The sequence below is a fragment of the Phormidesmis priestleyi ULC007 genome (assembly GCF_001895925.1).
Taxonomy (GTDB): domain Bacteria; phylum Cyanobacteriota; class Cyanobacteriia; order Leptolyngbyales; family Leptolyngbyaceae; genus Phormidesmis_A; species Phormidesmis_A priestleyi_A.
In genome coordinates, this window is sequence record NZ_MPPI01000001.1 from 24605 (window position 1) to 43558 (window position 18954).

Annotated in this window: 12 protein-coding genes; 7 read left to right on the plus strand and 5 right to left on the minus strand. The window is 48.9% G+C overall.

Going from position 1 to position 18954, the window contains the following annotated elements:
- Positions 1-91: 91 nt before the first annotated feature.
- The 3 genes from BRW63_RS00135 (at position 92) to BRW63_RS00145 (ending at position 3140) form a co-directional block, all read left to right on the plus strand.
- Positions 92-1777, plus strand: coding sequence for a response regulator (locus BRW63_RS00135; RefSeq protein WP_073068897.1), 1686 nt, complete (start codon positions 92-94; stop codon positions 1775-1777).
- Positions 1778-1929: 152 nt separating this feature from the next.
- Positions 1930-2634 carry a MotA/TolQ/ExbB proton channel family protein gene (locus BRW63_RS00140; protein ID WP_073068898.1) on the plus strand — a complete coding sequence of 235 codons (705 nt, stop codon included), beginning with the start codon at positions 1930-1932 and terminating at the stop codon, positions 2632-2634.
- Between the two features lie 92 nt (positions 2635-2726).
- Complete coding sequence (locus tag BRW63_RS00145) at positions 2727-3140, plus strand: ExbD/TolR family protein (RefSeq protein WP_073068899.1); 414 nt, start codon at positions 2727-2729, stop codon at positions 3138-3140.
- Positions 3141-3211: 71 nt separating this feature from the next.
- Here BRW63_RS00145 and BRW63_RS00150 read toward each other — a convergent pair whose 3' ends face one another.
- Entirely contained in the window at positions 3212-4474 is a 1263-nt protein-coding gene (locus BRW63_RS00150; RefSeq protein ID WP_073068900.1) for an HhoA/HhoB/HtrA family serine endopeptidase, read from the minus strand.
- Between the two features lie 820 nt (positions 4475-5294).
- Here BRW63_RS00150 and BRW63_RS00160 point away from each other — a divergent pair.
- Entirely contained in the window at positions 5295-5684 is a 390-nt protein-coding gene (locus BRW63_RS00160; RefSeq protein WP_073068902.1) for an AbrB family transcriptional regulator, read from the plus strand.
- Between the two features lie 253 nt (positions 5685-5937).
- On the opposite strand, the gene BRW63_RS00165 is transcribed toward BRW63_RS00160, so the two are convergent.
- The gene (locus tag BRW63_RS00165; RefSeq protein WP_073068903.1) at positions 5938-7881 is read right to left on the minus strand and encodes a chloride channel protein; all 1944 of its coding nucleotides are present in this window, start codon (positions 7879-7881) and stop codon (positions 5938-5940) included.
- A gap of 303 nt (positions 7882-8184) precedes the next feature.
- Between BRW63_RS00165 and BRW63_RS00170 the strand changes: the two genes are divergently transcribed.
- Both BRW63_RS00170 and BRW63_RS00175 read left to right on the plus strand, forming a co-directional pair.
- Complete coding sequence (locus BRW63_RS00170; protein ID WP_073068904.1) at positions 8185-8574, plus strand: hypothetical protein; 390 nt, start codon at positions 8185-8187, stop codon at positions 8572-8574.
- Between the two features lie 411 nt (positions 8575-8985).
- Complete coding sequence (locus tag BRW63_RS00175; protein ID WP_073068905.1) at positions 8986-12969, plus strand: magnesium chelatase subunit H; 3984 nt, start codon at positions 8986-8988, stop codon at positions 12967-12969.
- 64 nt (positions 12970-13033) lie between these two features.
- Here BRW63_RS00175 and BRW63_RS00180 read toward each other — a convergent pair whose 3' ends face one another.
- Positions 13034-13444: a hypothetical protein gene (locus BRW63_RS00180; protein WP_073068906.1), complete on the minus strand. Its 411-nt coding sequence runs from the start codon at positions 13442-13444 to the stop codon at positions 13034-13036.
- 181 nt (positions 13445-13625) lie between these two features.
- Here BRW63_RS00180 and BRW63_RS00185 point away from each other — a divergent pair, with 181 nt between their 5' ends.
- Positions 13626-14300, plus strand: coding sequence for a Uma2 family endonuclease (locus tag BRW63_RS00185; RefSeq protein WP_073068907.1), 675 nt, complete (start codon positions 13626-13628; stop codon positions 14298-14300).
- Positions 14301-14318: 18 nt separating this feature from the next.
- On the opposite strand, the gene BRW63_RS00190 is transcribed toward BRW63_RS00185, so the two are convergent.
- Positions 14319-15380 (minus strand): 3-deoxy-7-phosphoheptulonate synthase, encoded by a 1062-nt coding sequence (locus BRW63_RS00190; protein ID WP_073068908.1) that lies wholly within the window; start codon positions 15378-15380, stop codon positions 14319-14321.
- Positions 15381-15622: 242 nt separating this feature from the next.
- Complete coding sequence (locus tag BRW63_RS00200) at positions 15623-18940, minus strand: efflux RND transporter permease subunit (RefSeq protein ID WP_073068910.1); 3318 nt, start codon at positions 18938-18940, stop codon at positions 15623-15625.
- Positions 18941-18954: the final 14 nt, after the last annotated feature.

Here is an 18954-nt window from a genome sequence, read left to right on the forward strand (position 1 = left end):
TTTGTAACCAATTATGAAGTCGCTCCCGGTCAAAATTCTAAGATCAGCGTAATCGCTTGAGTCGTGCCCTGTTCTGAAGGATGGTTTAAGAATGCGAATCTTGATCGTTGACGACGATGAGTTGATGACCCATGCTCTAACAGAAATTCTGACGGGCCAAAACTATGCCGTTGAAGTGGTCACCGATGGTCAAGCTGCATGGAACCTGATTGAAACCTTTGACTATGACCTGGTGCTGCTCGATGTGATGTTGCCCAAACTGGATGGCATTAGTCTTTGTCAGCACATCCGATCGCACGGCTACCCAATGCCGATTTTGCTCTTAACCCGGCGAGATAGCAGTCACGACAAAGCGATCGGGCTAGATGCTGGAGCCGATGACTATGTGGTCAAACCCTTTCAAGAAGAAGAACTGGTTGCCCGAATTCGAGCGCTGTTAAGACGCGGCAGCAACGCTTTGCAACCCGTGCTGGAGTGGGAACACCTGCGGCTTGACCCCAGCAGTTGCGAAGTGACTTATCAAGACCAGTCTTTAGCGCTAACCCCCAAAGAGTATGCGCTGCTAGAGCTATTTTTGCGAAACAGTCGGCGAGTGTTTAGCTGCGGCATGATCCTAGAACATCTCTGGACTTATAACGATATGCCCGGAGAAGAAGCGGTGCGAACTCATATCAAAGGGTTACGGCACAAGCTCAGGGCAGCAGGCGCGGCAGGCGGTCTAGTCGAGACGGTTTATGGCATTGGCTATCGGCTGAAGCCATCAGCAGGGGTGAAGAGTCGATCGCTCTCAACTCCAGCGCCATCAGATCAGGCGGCGATGTTGGTCAAGATTGCCGGAGTCTGGGAACGGTTTCAAGGTCATGTGAGTGATCAAATCTCGGTGATTGAAAGGGCGATCGCTGCCGTTGCTCAGGGCAGCGTGGATGCAGATTTGCTGGCAGCGGCGCAATTAGAGGCACATTCACTCGCGGGGTCGCTCGGAACATTTGGGTTTCCAGAAGGGTCGAGGTTGGCAGCCCTGATTGAGAGTGCTTTGAGAGATCATGACATTTCTTCAGAGCCAGTGCAAACTTGGGTGAATTCTCTGCGGCAAGAAATTTCTCAATCACCTAGTTCAACCTTAGAGAGTGCAGAATCTACGCAACCGTTGCCTCTGGCTCAGGTTCAGCAATTAGATCAGGCAGAAACCAAGATTTTACTAGTGGACGATGACCCTAAAATCCTGGCACTGCTGCAAACCTTGCTTCAGCCGTGGGGTTTGCAGGTAAGCACGATCGCTGACCCTCGTCAATTTTGGCAAACCCTAGAAGCCGTATCGCCCGATCTATTAGTGCTTGATGTTGAAATGCCTTATCTAAACGGCATCGAACTCTGTCAAGTGATTCGCAATGACCCACACTGGAGCGAGTTGCCGATCGTGTTTCTGACGGTTCACAAAGAGACCGATATTGTCAATCAAGTGTTTAGCGCCGGGGCAGATGATTTTGTCAGCAAACCGATCGTCGGCCCTGAGTTAGTGACGCGCCTTATCAACCGTTTAGAGCGCAACAAAAGACTTCATCGTCTGGCAAAAGCAACCGAGTCTCAACTCAATGAGGCGTTAGTCAAGGCTCAACAGTTACAAACCACGATCCAATCTTTGCAAGCTAAAGCAACGCTAAAAATGGCAACTGATGATTCAGAGTTGCCTATTGCAGAATGCGAACAAATCGATCGCATAAAAGACGAATTGATTTCACTCGTCAAATTGTTGGTCGAAATGAAGGTTCGTCATTAGCACTTTGTCAAAGATAGATTGAGACACGATCGCCTAACTCTTAAAGTCGAGATAACTGAACGCTTACCCTCGCTTAACCAGGCTCCCTAAAGAATTCAAGTATCCTATCGAAGGGTGCGTGTGTTTTGTGTCTAAAAAGTAACTGCCAGGATATGTCTAACTTATTTGAAACGATCGCGAAAGGTGGACTGACGATGATTCCCCTGGTGGGGATGTCGATCGCCACGATCGCCTGTGGTCTAGAAAGATCCTGGTTTTGGTTTCAACTAATGAGCCAAGAAGAACGCATTGTGCACGACGTGATAGAAGCGGCTCGATTTGATTTATCTAGAGCCGCTGAGATTGCTAGCCAAGCTCAAGAGTTAGCGATCGGTCGATTTTTATTGGCTCCGCTCAAACTCAAGCAGCCGACTCCTGAAACGTTTCGGTTAGCAATGGAAGCGGCTGCCGATCGGGAATTTATTCAAATGCGAAAGGGCGACAAACTTTTAGAATCGGTGGTTGGGCTGGCACCTCTTTTAGGGCTATTGGGAACCGTCACCGGATTAATTGCCACCTTTGCAAGCTTAAAAATTGGCGGCGGTGGAACTTCTGCTGACACCACCAAAGCCGCCGCAGGAATTGGTGAAGCGCTGATCACTACTGCATCTGGGATGGTTGTCGCAATTATCTCTCTAGCCATTTTTCGAGTCATGGTGACTCTACAATCTCGTCAGGTTGACTATTTTGGCAGAGTCGGCAGCGATCTGGAACTAATCTACCGTGAGATTTGGTATGAACCGACGTTTCATCACAATCACCATCAGTCTGATGATGACTATTCAAATGCAAGCAAGGTGCAGTTAATTGACAGCTAAAGAATGGTTTCTAAAAGGCTGCTGACTCTCAGTCAAAATTGCTTCAACAACCCCAAAGTCTACATAAGCTGAAATTAACAACGGTATGAGTGATGCGGTTTAAATCACAGCAAAAGCAATCAGAAATGCCAGAAGTCAACCTGGTGCCGATGATGGATGTGTTAATGACTATCTTGACATTCTTTATCATCATTGCGATGACATTAACTACGCAGCAAACCGTTAACGTCACACTACCTAGCACGAGTGCTGGCGCGATCGAGACCAAGGAACCCGACCCGCTAATCGTCGGACTCAATCTGCAAAATCAAATCATTCTGGCAGAAAAGCCAGTTTCCTCTGACGAATTGGGTCAAAAGGTTCAATCCTACCTGACTCAAAACCCCAAAGGAGTCGTAATTCTCAAAGCTGACAGCAAAATCCCTTACGAGCAAGTCGTTAAGCTGCTGGGCACCCTGCGCGACATGGGCGGCGATCGCGTATCGTTGGCGATCGAAGGCAACTAGTAGGGGCATGGCACCGCCGTGCCCATTGACTTACAAATAACCGACATTATTTAATTCACGAGCCTAACCGCTTATTCACTTTGAGCCGTCTGTGTCGGAAACGCTCCTGGCTGCACCGCAACCGTAGTCGCTCGCCCGTTGCGATTAACTTCTACTTGCAGTGATCCCCCTACAGAACTGGCTTCTACCGCGTTCTGAACCTGATCGGCTGTCTCCACCGCCTGACCATTGATCTTTTTGATCACGTCTCCTGCGCGCAGCCCAGCCCTCGCCGCCGGAGAATTTTGCATCACACTATAGATCAAGATCCCGCGATCGTCTTGCACCGAGAGATTGGCTTCCCGATCGCTGTTAATCTGTTTTTTCAGTTCAGGAGTCAGCGTCGTCATCCGAATTCCCAAATAGGGATGATTCACTTTTCCGGTTGCAATCAACTGCTGCGAAATCTTTTGCGCCGTATTGATCGGAATCGCAAACCCTAACCCTTGAGCGCCTCCCCCAATAATGGCAGTGTTCATCCCAATCACTTCACCGCGCTGATTTAATAAGGGGCCGCCTGAATTGCCAGGGTTAATCGCGGCATCGGTTTGAATAAAGCTAACTCGCTTGTCAGGAACGCGCACCTCAGCACTGGTGCGACCCGTCGCGCTAATAATTCCGGCAGTTACGGTGTTGTCTAACCCTAGCGGATTGCCGATCGCGATCGCCCACTCACCCGGACGCAACTGATCTGAGTTTCCGATCGTCACAACTGGCAGATTATTGGCCTGAATTTTGACTACCGCCACATCAGTTACAGGGTCTTGGCCCAACACCTTGCCTTGAAACTCTCGCCCATCTTTGAGTTTTACAGAAACCGTGTCTGCGCCATTCACAACATGGGAGTTGGTTAAGATTAATCCTTCCCCATTAATAATGAAGCCCGACCCGGTGCCTCGTTCAACCCTGGTAGACGGAGCATCGGGCAACTCTGAGCCGAAAAATTGTCGGAAAAAAGGATCGTTAAAAATTGGAGGAATCTGAGTTCTGACCGTTCGAGACGAATTGATTCGCACGACCGCAGGCCCGACTCGCTCGACTGCCGCCGCAATAAAGTTAGGATCTGTAGCAGAAAGAATAGCACCCGTGCGGCTCTGAGCCACTTGTGTCTCGGCAGCTTGAGCAATCGCAGGCTGCACCACTGGCACCGGGTTGGATGAAGATAACCAACGATCGCCGATTAAGGCCGTCCCGGCTCCGACGAGCGGCAACATCAAATAGATCGCAGGCTGCTTCCAAGAAAATTTGCGAGGCTTAATCGTTGAATGGGGATCTGAATCGTGGGGCGTTTTCATTGAGTCTCAACTCTCCTTGACAGTAACCATAGCTTTAGTAGCTCGAACCTAGACTATCTTTATGACGATCGGGTTGCGATCGCGTCACACACTCATGAATCTCACGGGCGATCGTGGATATTGACGCTCAACCCAGTCAACTTGCTCCCTGTTTTTTAAATTTGTTAAACCGTCATTGCAAGTTCATGCCTGAAACATGAGATTGACAAGCCTGCTCGATACTCTTTAACTACAGGTGAATGAATGGTAAGAGCGAGTTGATTGCCGCGATCTATCCAAAATCACCCTATCTGAATGGCAGCACTTGCAGCACTCCAAAGATAGGGCGAGGTGGGTCAGATGCAGTCTTCTCGCTCTTTTTTATATTTTATACATTTCCCAATCCGGTGAGATACATTCCGATCGACGCTAAATTTATCTTCAACTCGGCTCAATCAACACTCAGACAAAGCGCTTGGTTTCCATCAACTAAATCTTATTACTTGAATTTTCTTGGCTGCATTACAATCACAAAGATCAAATTGCTAATTTATCAATAGAGCGGTTTTGAAGGAAGGCAACCTCAAGCGCAGCATCAATAGACAAACACACAATTTAGTAGGTTTTTCTACAAGCCTCTGATTTAAAAGTTGAGCGTTTGAGTGTCTTAAAATATCTCTCGATCGGCTTTGCAAGTTTCTGAAAAATCGAATGTAAAAAAATCACAGCATCAGTGTAATATAAATCAAATGGTTAATATTGACTCAGGAAATGTTTCCTAAAGCAAGTTAGCCAAGTTAAAGTCGAGCAAACTCATCTTCATTATTTCAGACTCAAGTTGATGACTAAAAAGAAAAAGATTGAGCCTCTTATCGGTGAAGCCCTCCTCAAGAAAGTCAAAGAGCTAGAGACTCTTAGCAAAGAGGAAAAAGCGCGCGAGTGTGGCTATTACACCGTGACTAAGAACGGGGTTGAGCGAGTCAACATGATGAAGTTCCTCAATGCCCTGATCGATGCAGAAGGAATTGAACTCGACGGGAAACAAAACACTAACGGGCGCGGTGGGCGCAGCGCTAGCTATCGAATCAATGTTCAATCTAACGGGAACTTGCTGATTGGTGCTGCCTACACTAAACAAATGGAACTGCACCCCGGAGATGAGTTTGAAATCTCACTAGGGCGAAAGCACATTCACCTTCGTCAAGTTGAGCGTCAAGACGAAGCTTCTTGAAGTTGACTGCTCTCTCGTTCAATAGTCTTGAACCAGATTCTCTCGGCGATTCTGGTTAACTGTACTAAGGTGAGAAGGTGACTCTTAACCTCGAAGATTGACCTCTTAATTTTTTGCTGATTCAGTCTTATGGAAAATGTTGATTGGCTAACCGTAGTGCCTGCCGGACTCGCGATCGCCATTTTTATCGGCGGCATGTTGATGATGTTTACTGGCATCTGGACTGCCCGTAACAAATAGGGCTTCAATCGATTCAGAGTTTATCGACCAGAGACTTAACCCCCTGACTTGAATCGACTTCAGGCAGATCTAAGCTAATCTGTGCCTGAGTCAAAATCGATAGATAGGGCGTGAGTGCCTCGCGAGTTAACGCCAATTCACAGGCCAACGCCACATTTCCTTGCGTCAACAAACCCAAAAGCTGATGAGGCTTTTGGCGCGAGACAACAGGCAGTTGGTGAATGCCTTGGGCAGCCATGCGATCGAGCGCCTCGTTCACAAGCTCGTCGGGGTAAGTGTAAAGGATTTCATTGGTGCAAATTTCTCCAATAGTTTTGTTCATCAGAGACTGATCAAGCAAGCACACCTTAGCTTGAGTTTGTTCAAAACGGGCGATCGTGCGGTTGATGTCTTGCAGCGTGACGATACCAACTAATTGATCATCGGCATCTACGATCAGCGCACCGTGCAGATGTTGCTCGATGAGAGAAAGCCCCGCTTGCAGCAGCGGCAATGACTGCGGCAGCATCGCAAAGTTTTGCTGCATTGCCTCACCCACCAGCATTGCGTTTAAAACTTTTTGAACTCGGTCTTGCTCCGGGTCAGACTCGATTTGCTTTAGGTTTGAGCCTCGCTCTGGGCGGTGATTGAGCCGCTCTGCCAGCCAAGCACTCAAGCCAACGGCTGCCATTAGGGGCAACACAATTCGATAGTCACGAGTCATTTCAAACAGCAGCAAAATCGAGGTCAGAGGCGCATTCACACTCGCTGCCAAAACTGCCGCCATTCCCACCATCGCATAAGCAGGAGGAGCCGCAATGCTAGAAGCAAACCAGGGCAATGCAAACGGCAAAATCTTCCCATAAGCGGCTCCTAGCGTTGCCCCTAAAAACATGGCTGGGGCAAAGACTCCGCCGACTAAACCGCTCCCTAAACTCACCGCCGTGACTAATAGCTTGACGACCAGCAATGTGAGCAGCAGCCCTAGTGAGAATTCGACATCTCGCAGCATCGCCTCGACGGTTTCGTAGCCGACTCCTAAAATTTGGGGCAGTTGCAGCGCGACCAGTCCGACACACAGCCCGCCGATCATCGGCTGAATCTCTCGCGGCAGGTTGCCAAACCAGGCAAATCCCGGAATTTGTCCTTTAAAGCAGTCTTGCGCCCATTTTAGAGATTGGGTGTAGGCGATCGAGACCAAACTTGCAAACAGTCCTAACCCCAAATAGAGCGGCAACTCTAACGGGCTGCGAACTTCGTAGGCAGGGAGATTAAAAGCAGGTTGAGATCCTAAACCAATCTGGGCGACCAAAGCAGACACCACGGCTGCTAAGAGGACAACACTTGCCGCAGAAGTCGCAAATGTTGTGCCCAAAACGACTTCTAGGGCAAAAAAGACACCCGCGATCGGAGCATTAAATCCTGCTGCCAGTCCTGCCGCGGCCCCAGCTCCCAACAGCAAGCGCTGTCGTTCTTGAGAAACGCGCAGAGCCTGTCCTAAAAGAATGCCTAGATTTGCCCCAATTTCGACGCTGGGGCCTTCGGGCCCCAACGATGCCCCCGACCCAAGCGACACGGCGGCTGCCACCATTTTAGTCACCGGGCGAATTGCGGAGACTTCTTGCCCTGCCTGAACAGCGGCGATCAGAGAAGAAATGCCAGGGCCAAAATCTTTCCAGCACCAGCGCATCAGTCCAACCACAATGCCGCCCAACGTGGGGACGCACGCCAACGTCCACGCGCCTAAATGAGCGATCGTACCCATCAAATCTTCTAGCATCAAATGATGCAGAATCTCAATCAAGTAGCGAAATATCACCACGCCCATCCCGGCTCCGCCCCCAATCACGACTGCTAGAATCAGCACGATCGTCTCTGGAGAAGATTGCAGACGATTTAAAGTGTTAACAAAAGGAGGGGCAGTAGACGGTAAATTGGGTGGATCAGGCAGCAAGACTTTGAGCGGAGGGAGAGGCATCCAAGACTAATCACTAGATAGCATTAAACTTTATTTCTAACTTTCATTGTCAGTCATAGATCCCAGCTAAAACAAACAAATTTGGAATCTGTGAGGAGTGGAAAGCCAATCTTCAAAAAACGTGGGTAAACTAAGTAGGTAAGAATGCGTAATCGTAGCGAAAGCTGATCCGTGTCTTAGATTGTGGGGAGTGTCTCAAAACTAAGTCAAAATAGTTAGAGTTCTTGACCGCGAAGTTCCCCTGGTTTTAGAGTTGCCTGTTTGAGAAACTTGTCATTTTGTCTTTGACAGCAGAAGTGCCTGATGAACGCTGACACCTTTGATCGTCCCTCTTCTCCTTGCCCGGTTTGTCATCATATGAGTGGTCTGCGATCGCTCAAGATGGTCGATGGGTTGTTGACCTGCCCTTATTGTCGTGAGCGGTTAGTCGTGAGTGTCAGTGGTCATTATGTACGTGACCCATTCGCGCTAAAGCAGAGAGTGACGGGTCAGATGCTGCGTCGCCAGAGCCGTCCCCTGGCCAGAATTTTGCGAGACTCTGGAATTTCTAGACATTCATCTTTGCTGGCGATGGTAGGCAGTCTGTTTTTTTTGGGCTTCACGATCGCTGCGGTGAATGAAGTCAGTCACCAGCGTTTTCCTTTTCAAGACAAGCTAGAGCAAATCGTTAATCTGAATGAGAGTGCTGAATAGTTGCACTCATGCTCAGAACTTAATATTGATAATTGACTAGATTTTTTAAGATTTGTTGCACTCTTAACCCGAACTTTAAGAGTCTTGTGAGTGCTTACTCACTTTTATGTAAATTAGTGTAAACAAATAACTCAGGTTTTTTATCAAATTGTGTCGGTTATTTCCTGGAACGCTCTTCTAGTAGGCGTTTTCTGGTAAATATATATATGAAGATAAACTGATGTCTCTGACCAACAAGTCAAACTTCGACTTCACATTTCTTTATAAAGCCGCAGTTTAGATTGAGAACCGTCTCAAGATCGTCGTAGATTTAGGTCTCAGTTCTGGGAGTAATTGTGGTTGCTCATCCAGGCTTTGCCATCTTCACCGATTTACTCGAAGAGAACACGCATCGCAAGGAGTCTGACCCGCATGTTCACTCACGTCAAGCCCACCATTAGACACATTTCGCCCGACAATCTTCAAGGTCGGTCACTCGTAAAGGTGGTATATGTCGTGCTAGAGCCGCAATATCAAAGCGCTCTGTCTGCCGCCGTTCGATCGATTAATAAAGCTCATCCCAATGTGGCGATCGAGATCAGTGGTTATCTGATTGAAGAACTGCGTGACACCGAAAACTACGAGAACTTCAAAAAAGATGTTTCTGAAGCCAATATTTTTATCGCCTCGCTGATTTTCTTAGAAGATCTCGCAGACAAATTGGTGGCTGCGGTCGAGCCTCATCGCGATCACTTGGATGTCGCCGTGGTTTTCCCCTCAATGCCGCAGGTGATGCGCCTCAATAAAATGGGCAGCTTCTCGATGGCGCAGTTGGGGCAGTCGAAAAGCGCGATCGCTCAGTTTATGAAAAAGCGCAAAGAAAAGTCTGGCGCTGGTTTTCAAGATGGGATGCTGAAGCTGCTGCAAACCTTGCCCAAAGTGCTGAAATATTTGCCGATGGATAAGGCGCAAGATGCGCGCAACTTTATGTTGAGCTTTCAATATTGGCTCGGCGGTTCTCAGGAAAACTTAGAGAACTTCCTGTTGATGCTCACCGATCGCTATGTGTTTAAGGGCATCAAAACCACTGGCGACTTGGTGTATCAAGATCCCGTCACCTACCCAGATATGGGCATCTGGCATCCGCTTGCGCCCGCGATGTATGAAGATGTCAAAGAATATCTCAACTGGTTCAACTCGCGCAAAGATATTTCTTCAGACTTAAAAGATCCGCTTGCCCCGTGTATTGGCTTAGTGCTGCAACGAACGCACTTAGTCACCGGAGATGACGCGCACTATGTCTCGATGGTGCAGGAGTTGGAGTCGATGGGCGCACGGGTGATTCCGGTGTTTGCAGGCGGTTTAGATTTCTCGAAGCCTGTAGAGGCGTTTTTCTACGATCCGATTAGAGGAGATTCATCGATCGTCGATGTCGTCATCTCGCTAACAGGTTTTGCCTTGGTCGGCGGCCCGGCGAGACAGGATCACCCCAAAGCGATCGAAGCCCTGACTCGGTTGAACCGTCCCTATATGGTGGCGCTGCCGCTGGTCTTCCAAACGACCGAAGAATGGCAGGATAGTGACCTGGGATTACACCCGATTCAAGTCGCGTTGCAGATTGCGCTACCTGAGTTAGATGGTGCGATCGAGCCGATTATTTTGTCAGGTCGAGATGGCAATACGGGGAAAGCGATCGCCCTCCAAGATCGCGTCGAAGCGATTTCGCAACGGGCAATGAAGTGGGCAAGTCTGCGCCGCAAACCCAAGCTAAATAAGCGAGTCGCGATCACCGTTTTCAGCTTTCCGCCCGATAAAGGCAATGTCGGAACAGCCGCTTATTTAGATGTGTTTGGCTCCATTTATAAAGTGATGGAATCGCTGAAGCACAATGGCTATGATGTGCCAGAGCTACCCGAATCGGCAGAAGCGCTGATGCTAGAAGTGCTGCATGATGCCAGAGCGCAATATAACAGCCCCGAACTCAACATCGCCTATAAGATGTCGGTGCCTGAATATGAAGAACTCACCCCTTATCACGAGAAGCTGATTCCATCTTGGGGTGCGGCTCCTGGACATCTCAACACCGACGGTCAGAACCTTCTGATTTACGGCAAAGAGTTTGGAAATGTGTTTATCGGAGTGCAGCCAACTTTCGGGTATGAAGGCGATCCGATGCGGTTGTTGTTCTCTCGATCGGCAAGTCCTCATCACGGGTTCGCCGCTTACTATACCTATCTAGAGCAAATCTGGAAAGCCGATGCGGTGCTGCACTTTGGCACTCACGGATCGCTAGAGTTTATGCCCGGTAAACAGATTGGGATGTCAGGCGATTGTTTCCCGGATAGTTTGATTGGCACGATTCCCAATCTCTATTACTACGCGGCAAACAATCCGTCTGAGGCGACGATCGCGAAACGTCGTTCTTATGCGGAAACCATCAGCTACTTAACGCCTCCGGCTGAGAATGCTGGACTGTATAAGGGTTTGAAGGAACTCGGTGATCTGGTTGCGTCTTACCAAACGCTGAAAGATACGGGGCGCGGCGCTCAGATTGTGGATACGATCGTCGATCAGTGCCGGATCGTAAATCTGGATAAAGACATCACATTACCGGAAGTCAGCGCGAAGGAACTCACACCAGAAGAACGAGATAGTGTGATTGGGAAGGTCTACATCAAACTGATGGAGATCGAATCGCGTCTGTTGCCATGTGGGTTACATGTGATTGGGAAGCCTCCCAGCGCTGAAGAAGCCATTGCAACTTTAGTCAACATTGCGAGTTTAGATCGTCCTGAAGATGATGTTGTGAGTCTGACTCGCATCATTGCTGATAGCGTTGGACGTGACATGGACGACGTGTATCAGGGCAGCGATCGTGGCGTTCTCGCTGACGTTCAACTGCTGCAAGATATCACGTTAGCGACTCGTGAAGCCGTGGCTGCAATGGTCAAGGCTCAAACCGATGCTGATGGTCGCGTCTCGAAGGTGACGAAGCTCAATTTCTTCAACATGGGCAAGAAGGAACCTTGGATTGAAGCCTTGCATGAAGCGGGCTATACCAAGGTGAATGTTGAGCAAATCAAGCCCCTGTTTGAGTACCTGGAATTTTGCTTAAAGCAAGTCATTGCCGATAACGAATTAGGGGCATTGCTCACCGCGCTGGAAGGTGAATATATTCTTCCCGGCCCCGGTGGCGACCCGATTCGGAATCCTGATGTGTTGCCGACGGGTAAGAACATCCACGCTCTTGATCCGCAGTCCATTCCGACGGCGGCGGCGGTAAAATCTGCGAAAGTGGTCGTCGATCGGCTCTTATCGCGTCAATGTTCTGAAAATGACGGTCAATATCCTGAAACGATCGCGTGTGTTTTGTGGGGCACTGACAACATCAAAACCTACGGCGAGTCGCTGGCGCAGATTCTCTGGATGGTGGGTGTACGTCCGATTCCCGACTCGCTGGGACGCATTAACAAGGTCGAACTAATTCCCCTTGAAGAATTGGGTCGCCCTCGCATTGATGTGGTGGTTAACTGTTCGGGCGTGTTTCGCGACTTGTTTATTAACCAGATGAACTTGCTCGATCGGGCGGTCAAAATGGCAGCCGAAGCCGATGAACCTGCGGAAATGAACTTCATTCGCAAACACGCGCTCAAGCAGTCTGAAGACATGGGCATCAATCTGCGTCAGGCAGCAACTCGTGTTTTCTCAAATGCTTCCGGTTCTTATTCGTCGAATATTAATTTGGCAGTTGAGAACAGCACTTGGGAGAACGAATCGGAACTTCAGGATATGTATTTGTCTCGCAAATCGTTTGCGTTTTCGTCAGACAATCCGGGTGAAATGGGGCAAGACCGCAAGATTTTTGAGGCGGCTCTCAAAACGGCAGATGTCACGTTTCAAAACCTCGATTCGTCTGAGATTTCGCTGACGGATGTGTCACACTACTACGATTCTGACCCGACAAAAATCGTGTCTCGACTGCGGGATGATGGCAAAAAGCCTGTTTCTTTCATCGCCGACACGACGACCGCAAACGCCCAAGTGCGAACGCTTTCAGAAACAGTCCGACTCGATGCACGGACAAAACTGCTCAACCCCAAATGGTATGAGGGAATGTTGAGTCACGGCTATGAAGGAGTGCGGGAACTGTCGAAGCGATTGGTCAACACAATGGGTTGGTCAGCCACAGCCGGGGCGGTTGACAATTGGATCTATGAAGACGCGAATGATACGTTCATCAAAGATGATGAAATGCAAAAGCGATTGCTAGATCTCAATCCAAACTCGTTCCGTAAAATGGTGACGACATTGCTGGAAGCTAACGGTCGCGGATACTGGGAAACCAGCGAAGAGAATCTCGATAAACTTCGTGAGTTGTATCAAGAAGTGGAAGACAAGATTGAAGGCGTTGAGTAGTTCAGTCGCTCAATAATCCTTTTCTTGCGGGGTAGATAGTCACATATCTACCCCTTTTTGTTGCCTATTCAATCCACCTTGGCTGACCTAGAGAGGCACTGCTAGTCTCAGCAATTGTTTTATACAGGTTCAGCACTGTTTTCAATGTAGTGCGATCGTCTTCAGTGATTGTTTGATCAGTATCCACTATGTTATGAATTTCTTGACAATCGATGCTAGATACGTAGAGCGAAGTCAGTGAAACTAAATCGTGTTCTTGCGCTACTGTTAAATACTTGTTGGAATCAACGAAGACCGCCAAAGTTTCAGAAGTGTAAAAATCCAAGGTGCGGTAAAGACTTTTTGATGTTTTAAACAGGTGTAGCACCGCTTGGTAGGCAGCACTCCGTTGTCCTGCTTCACTTAACCGATCTTTTACAGACTCATAGAACTGATTAGTGGAGGGTTTTATATGTCTAGGTTGGTAATATTTCATTGGATTGCTAGAGTGTCTTCACCTATAAAGTACCCAGATTAGGTGCTTGCGTATTCATCTACTCATCTCAAGATTTCGACATCTGCACACAGACTTCTAAAAGGAAATAGTTCAAGGATTTTGAAGCAGTATCATCAGAGGAGAGCCGCAAAATTTTCTCCTCACACAAGCGAATGAAGCAATGGTAGAACTCAAAGCGAAATTAGTAGCTGATGCCTGGGTTCCTGCGTCGTGGGAGGACTATCTTCAGACGATCGCTGATCCCACCTACGAAAAAGCAAAAGGCTACTATTATCAAGGGCACATGAGGATTGAGATGGCCTCAGTTGGACGCGATCACGCAGATGATCACACTGTCATCATTTTGGCAGTCGGTTTATTTGGGATTGTCAAAGGAATTTCACTGCGCGGACTTGATAACTGCTCATTTCGTAAAGCAGGTGTGCAGGAATTTCAGCCTGATGTGTCTTACTATGTTGGAGAACGTGCCCAATCAGTTCCACCCGGTACAAATGTTGTGAATCTCGATTTGTATCCTGTTCCTAATCTCGTGATCGAAGTTTCTAAGACGACGCTGCTCGACGATCGCGGCAACAAACGCACCTTATACGAAGAATTAGGTGTGTCTGAATATTGGGTCGTAGATGTCGAAAAAACAGAAATTTTGGCGTTTCAGATGATCGATCGCGGCAGCAAACGCATTGATGAATCGCAAGTCTTACCCGGATTAGCGGTTGCTTCGCAGTTCCCCAAAGGGGTAATCGCTACCTTAGAAGCAGCCCTTCGGCAAAGCCGCGAAACAGACCAGTCTCAAGTCGGAGCTTGGTTAATGACACAGTTTCAGCAACCCAGCTAAAGGGCTTTTTGAAAATGGTTAAACTGGGATCGCTTGAGGTTTCACCGATCGAGCAAGTTCTTGCAGCATTGTGACCGTAGTGCCAAAATCAACACAGGCATCCGTGACGCTTTGCCCATAGGTGAGTTGACTGAGATCGGCTGGAATCGACTGATTTCCGGCAACGAGATGACTTTCAATCATCACCCCGAAGCAGTGACGAGAGCCGCTTGCCATCTGTTCTGCGATCGACTGAAGCACGATCGTTTGGCGATTGTGATCTTTGCTGCTGTTGCCGTGGCTGCAATCGACCATCACCGGAGTCGAAATGCCCTGCTTGATCAGTTGGCTAACGGCCTCTTCAAGGTCAGCCGCACCGTAGTTAGTTCCGCCTTTGCCGCCTCGCAAAATGATGTGACAGTCAGGGTTGCCCGTCGTGGCGACAATGCTTGCCAAGCCTTGAGCGTTGATTCCTAAGAAATGATGAGGATGGTTGGCGGCGAGAATCGCGTGAATAGCGGTTAACAGATTGCCATCCGTGCTGTTTTTAAAACCTACAGGCATCGACAAACCCGATGCCATTTCGCGGTGGGTTTGGCTCTCAGTAGTGCGGGCCCCGATCGCGCTCCAAGTGATCACATCGGCAATGTATTGCGGAATGATCGGATCTAATAATTCGGTGGCGCTGGGCATTCCTAAATGGGCGAGATCGATCAACAGTTTGCGAGCCGTTCGCAGCCCCGTGTTGATGTCATAGCTCTCATCCAGGTGGGGATCGTTGATTAGACCTTTCCAACCTGTAGTGGTGCGGGGTTTCTCAAAATAGACGCGCATCACAATCTCTAAGCGATCGGACAATTCATTTCGCAGGTGCATCAACTTTTGCCCATATTCATAGGCAGCATCTACGTCATGAACCGAGCAAGGCCCAACGATTACGAGTAAACGATCGTCTTGTCGGTTTAAGATTTTGCGAATGCGATCGCGGGTCGTGGCAATGAGCGCGGCGGCAGTCTCGGTTAATGGAATTTCTTCTTTTATTGCTGTTGGAGACATCAGCGTTCTGGTCTCAACAACATGCAGGTCGTAAGTCTTATGCATCAATTCAATTATCCAGCAGAAATCGGTGAGCACAATCAAGGACAGGCTGAAGGAGGAATCTTAAATCGCCTCAAACAGTATATCAGTGAGAGATCGATCGGTGGTGATCTCGATCTTCTTTTGCTAGTAGAGGATTTTTCTACCGTAGCGTTCTTAATTTTTGAAGTGATATATCTTCACGCTCTCATAAATGCAGTAGAGACGTTCCACTGAGAACGCCTCTACTGCATCGGGTGAAGTGATTAATGACCAGAAGGGGTTTTATCGGAGGACGATCGCCCAACTGCGGTTTCTCTCGATCGCTGACTGCCATCATGACCATCTAATGAGCCATCAACGGTTACAACGGTAGGAGACGGCGGGGGCGATTTGCGAAAGCGACCTTCTGCTGACTTGATGACAACATAGAGAACTGGGACGACAAATAAACTGAGAACGGTGGCGACACACATTCCCCCCACGATCGCGGTTCCTAGTGATTGTCGTGCTGCCGCTCCGGGCCCTGTGGCTAACACGAGGGGAACTGCGCCGACCACAGTTGCGATCGCGGTCATTAAGATGGGGCGCAACCGTTCTCGACAGGCTTCGGTCACCGATCGGGCGATCGTTTCCCCATGTTCTCGCTGTTGGTTGGCAAATTCCACAATCAGAATCGCGTTTTTACTTGCCATGCCGATTAGCATAATAAATCCGATTTGAGTGTAGACATCGTTGGCGGTGCCGCGTAGAAGCACGGCTGCCAGTGCGCCCAAAATTGCCAGAGGCACGGTGAGCATGATGATCAGAGGATCAATAAAGCTTTCATATTGGGCTGCCAGGGTCAGAAAGACGAAGATGATTCCCAAGGCGAAGATGAAGATTGCGGCACCGCCTGACTGAAGTTCTTCGAGTGAGAGTCCTGACCACTCGTAGCCAAAGCCTTTGGGTAGGGTTTCTTGGGCGATCGTTTGCATCGCGGTGATGGCTTGACCAGAGCTTGAGCCGGGAGCGGCGGCTCCGTTAATTTCGACCGATCGAAACAGATTGTAGTGATTGATAATTGAAGGGCCGTTGATTTGAGTAATCTTCACCAAATTACTTAGTGGAATCATTTGCCCAGTTTGTGCCCCGTTTGTGGCGGCAGTGCGGACATAGAGCCGTTTAATGTCATCAGGATTTGACCGAAATTGGCTATCGGCTTGCACATAAACTCGATAAGCGCGATCGAACTGGTTAAAGTCATTAACGTAAGTCGATCCTAAGAAGATTTGCAACGTGCTGAAAATGTCTTGCAGAGATACTTGCAGTTGGTTTGCCCGCACCCGATCGACCTCAACTGAGATTTGAGGGGTGTTGGCGTTAAAGTTAGGTCGCAGTCCGGTGAGTGCAGGACTTTGAGCCGATGGATAAGTAGTGGCTCGACCGAGAAATTTGCCGAGGGTTTCACCTAGAGCGGCAAAGCCAAACCCTGTGCGATCTTGCAGGTGAAATTCAAATCCGCCAAAGCTGCCGATCCCAGGGATGGCAGGCAGATTAAACGGCAAGACAACCGCCTCCTGAATCGATGCCATTTTGGGAAATAAGCCAGAGGGTTGGGGGAAGAATCCGCCGATGATCGCTTTTAAGGATTGGTTGGCTCCGGTTCTTTCTTCCCACGGCTTGAGGGTGGAGAAAATGAGACCGTTGTTTGGCGTTGCTCCGCTAAAGCTAAAGCCGCCGACTGCAAAGATATTTGAGATTTCTGGCTGCTGTTTGAGAATTGCCTCAGCTTTTTCTAACACGCGTTCGGTGTAGTCGAGCGACACGCCTTCAGGTGCCTGAACAACGGTGATAAACACGCCCTGATCTTCATCGGGAATGAACGCTTTGGGGACAAAATTATAGACAAAATAAGTGAGCACTAACGCGAGTGCGAAGACCGATACGATCAGTCCTTTGCGCCGAATTACACTGCCGACTGAGCGCCCGTAGCTCTCCCGTGTGTGGTCGATCGCCCAGTTAATGCGATTAAAGAACCAGTTATTAGGAGCCTGCCCTCGCCTCAGCAACAGCGCAGACAACATCGGAGTAAACGTAATTGCATTAAAAGTCGAAATCGTGATTGAGAATGCGATCGTTAATGCAAACTGTCGATAAAGCTGCCCCGTTGTGCCCGGAAAAAACGCTACGGGAACAAACACCGTCACCAACACAACCGATGTTGCAACGACCGCACTAAAAAGTGTATTCATTGAGGCGATCGCGGCTTCAATCGGTCGCAGTCCTTCGTCTTGAATACGGCGAGTAATATCTTCAACAATCACGATCGCGTCATCGACGACCAAACCCGTTGCTAAGGTTAATCCGAACAGTGTCAGGGTGTTAATCGAGAAACCGAGCAGTTTGACGAAAATAAAGGTGCCGATTAGCGCAACTGGAATTGCGATCGAGGCAATCAGCGCCGATCTCCAGTTCTGCAAAAACAAGAAGATCACGCCGATTACAAGCGCGATCGACAAGATCAGCGAGGTGATCACTTCTCTGGTTCCCGCTTCGATAAACGTGGTGGTGTCGAAAGCGATCGCGTAGCGCATCCCTGGCGGAAAGCTCCCAGAGAGCAGCCGAATCTCTTCTTTAATAGCTTTGGCAACGTCGAGGGCATTGCTGCCAAACTGCTGGTTAATGCCAATGCCAACGCCCCGGTGAGTGACGCGATCGTCAGGAGTGAATCGCAAAACCGAACCGTAATTTTCTGCGCCCAACTCAGCCCGACCCACATCTTTTAGTCTGACTAATGTTCCATTATTGACGGTTTTGATCACGAGATTGCTAAATTCTTCAGCGTCTTTGAGTCGCCCTTGAGCCGTGACCGCATATTGATATTGCTGTCCAGACTGAGCAGGAGGCTGTCCGATTTGTCCGGCTCCGACCTGAATATTTTGCTCTTGAAGTGCCGTGACAACTTCTTGAGGCGTGAGCGATCGACTCGCCAATCGTTCGGGGTCGAGCCAAAGCCGCATCGCATATTTGCGTTCGCCAAAAATCTGCACACCGCCCACGCCTTTAACGCGCTTCACCGCATCGGCAATATAAAGGTCGGCGTAGTTGCTGAGATAGATGTCATCGTAGAGATCTTTTCCGGCTTTTTCGTCACGATCGGAATATAGCCCGATCGCCAGCAAAAAGTTGTTGTTAGCTTTCTCAACCTGCACACCCGTTTGGGTCACAGGACCCGGTAAGCGTGACTGCACGGTTGAAACGCGGTTTTGCACATCGACGGCTGCCAGATCTTGATCGCGTCCCAGGTCAAACGTTAAATTGATATTGCTAGTTCCGGTGCTGGCACTCGTGGACTTGATGTATTTCACCCCATTAATGCCGTTCAATTCCCGCTCTAGGATGTTAGTGACGGTTGATTCCACCACTTCAGCATTTGCGCCCACATAGTTTGAGGTAACGGTGACTTGAGGCGGCGCAATGTCGGGATATTGAGCGATCGGTAAGGTCGGAATGCAGGCAATTCCCAACAGCGTGATCACGATCGAACACACGGTCGCAAACACGGGACGTTGAATAAAGAAATTAGAGATCGACAGAATCATACAGAATCGTAGGG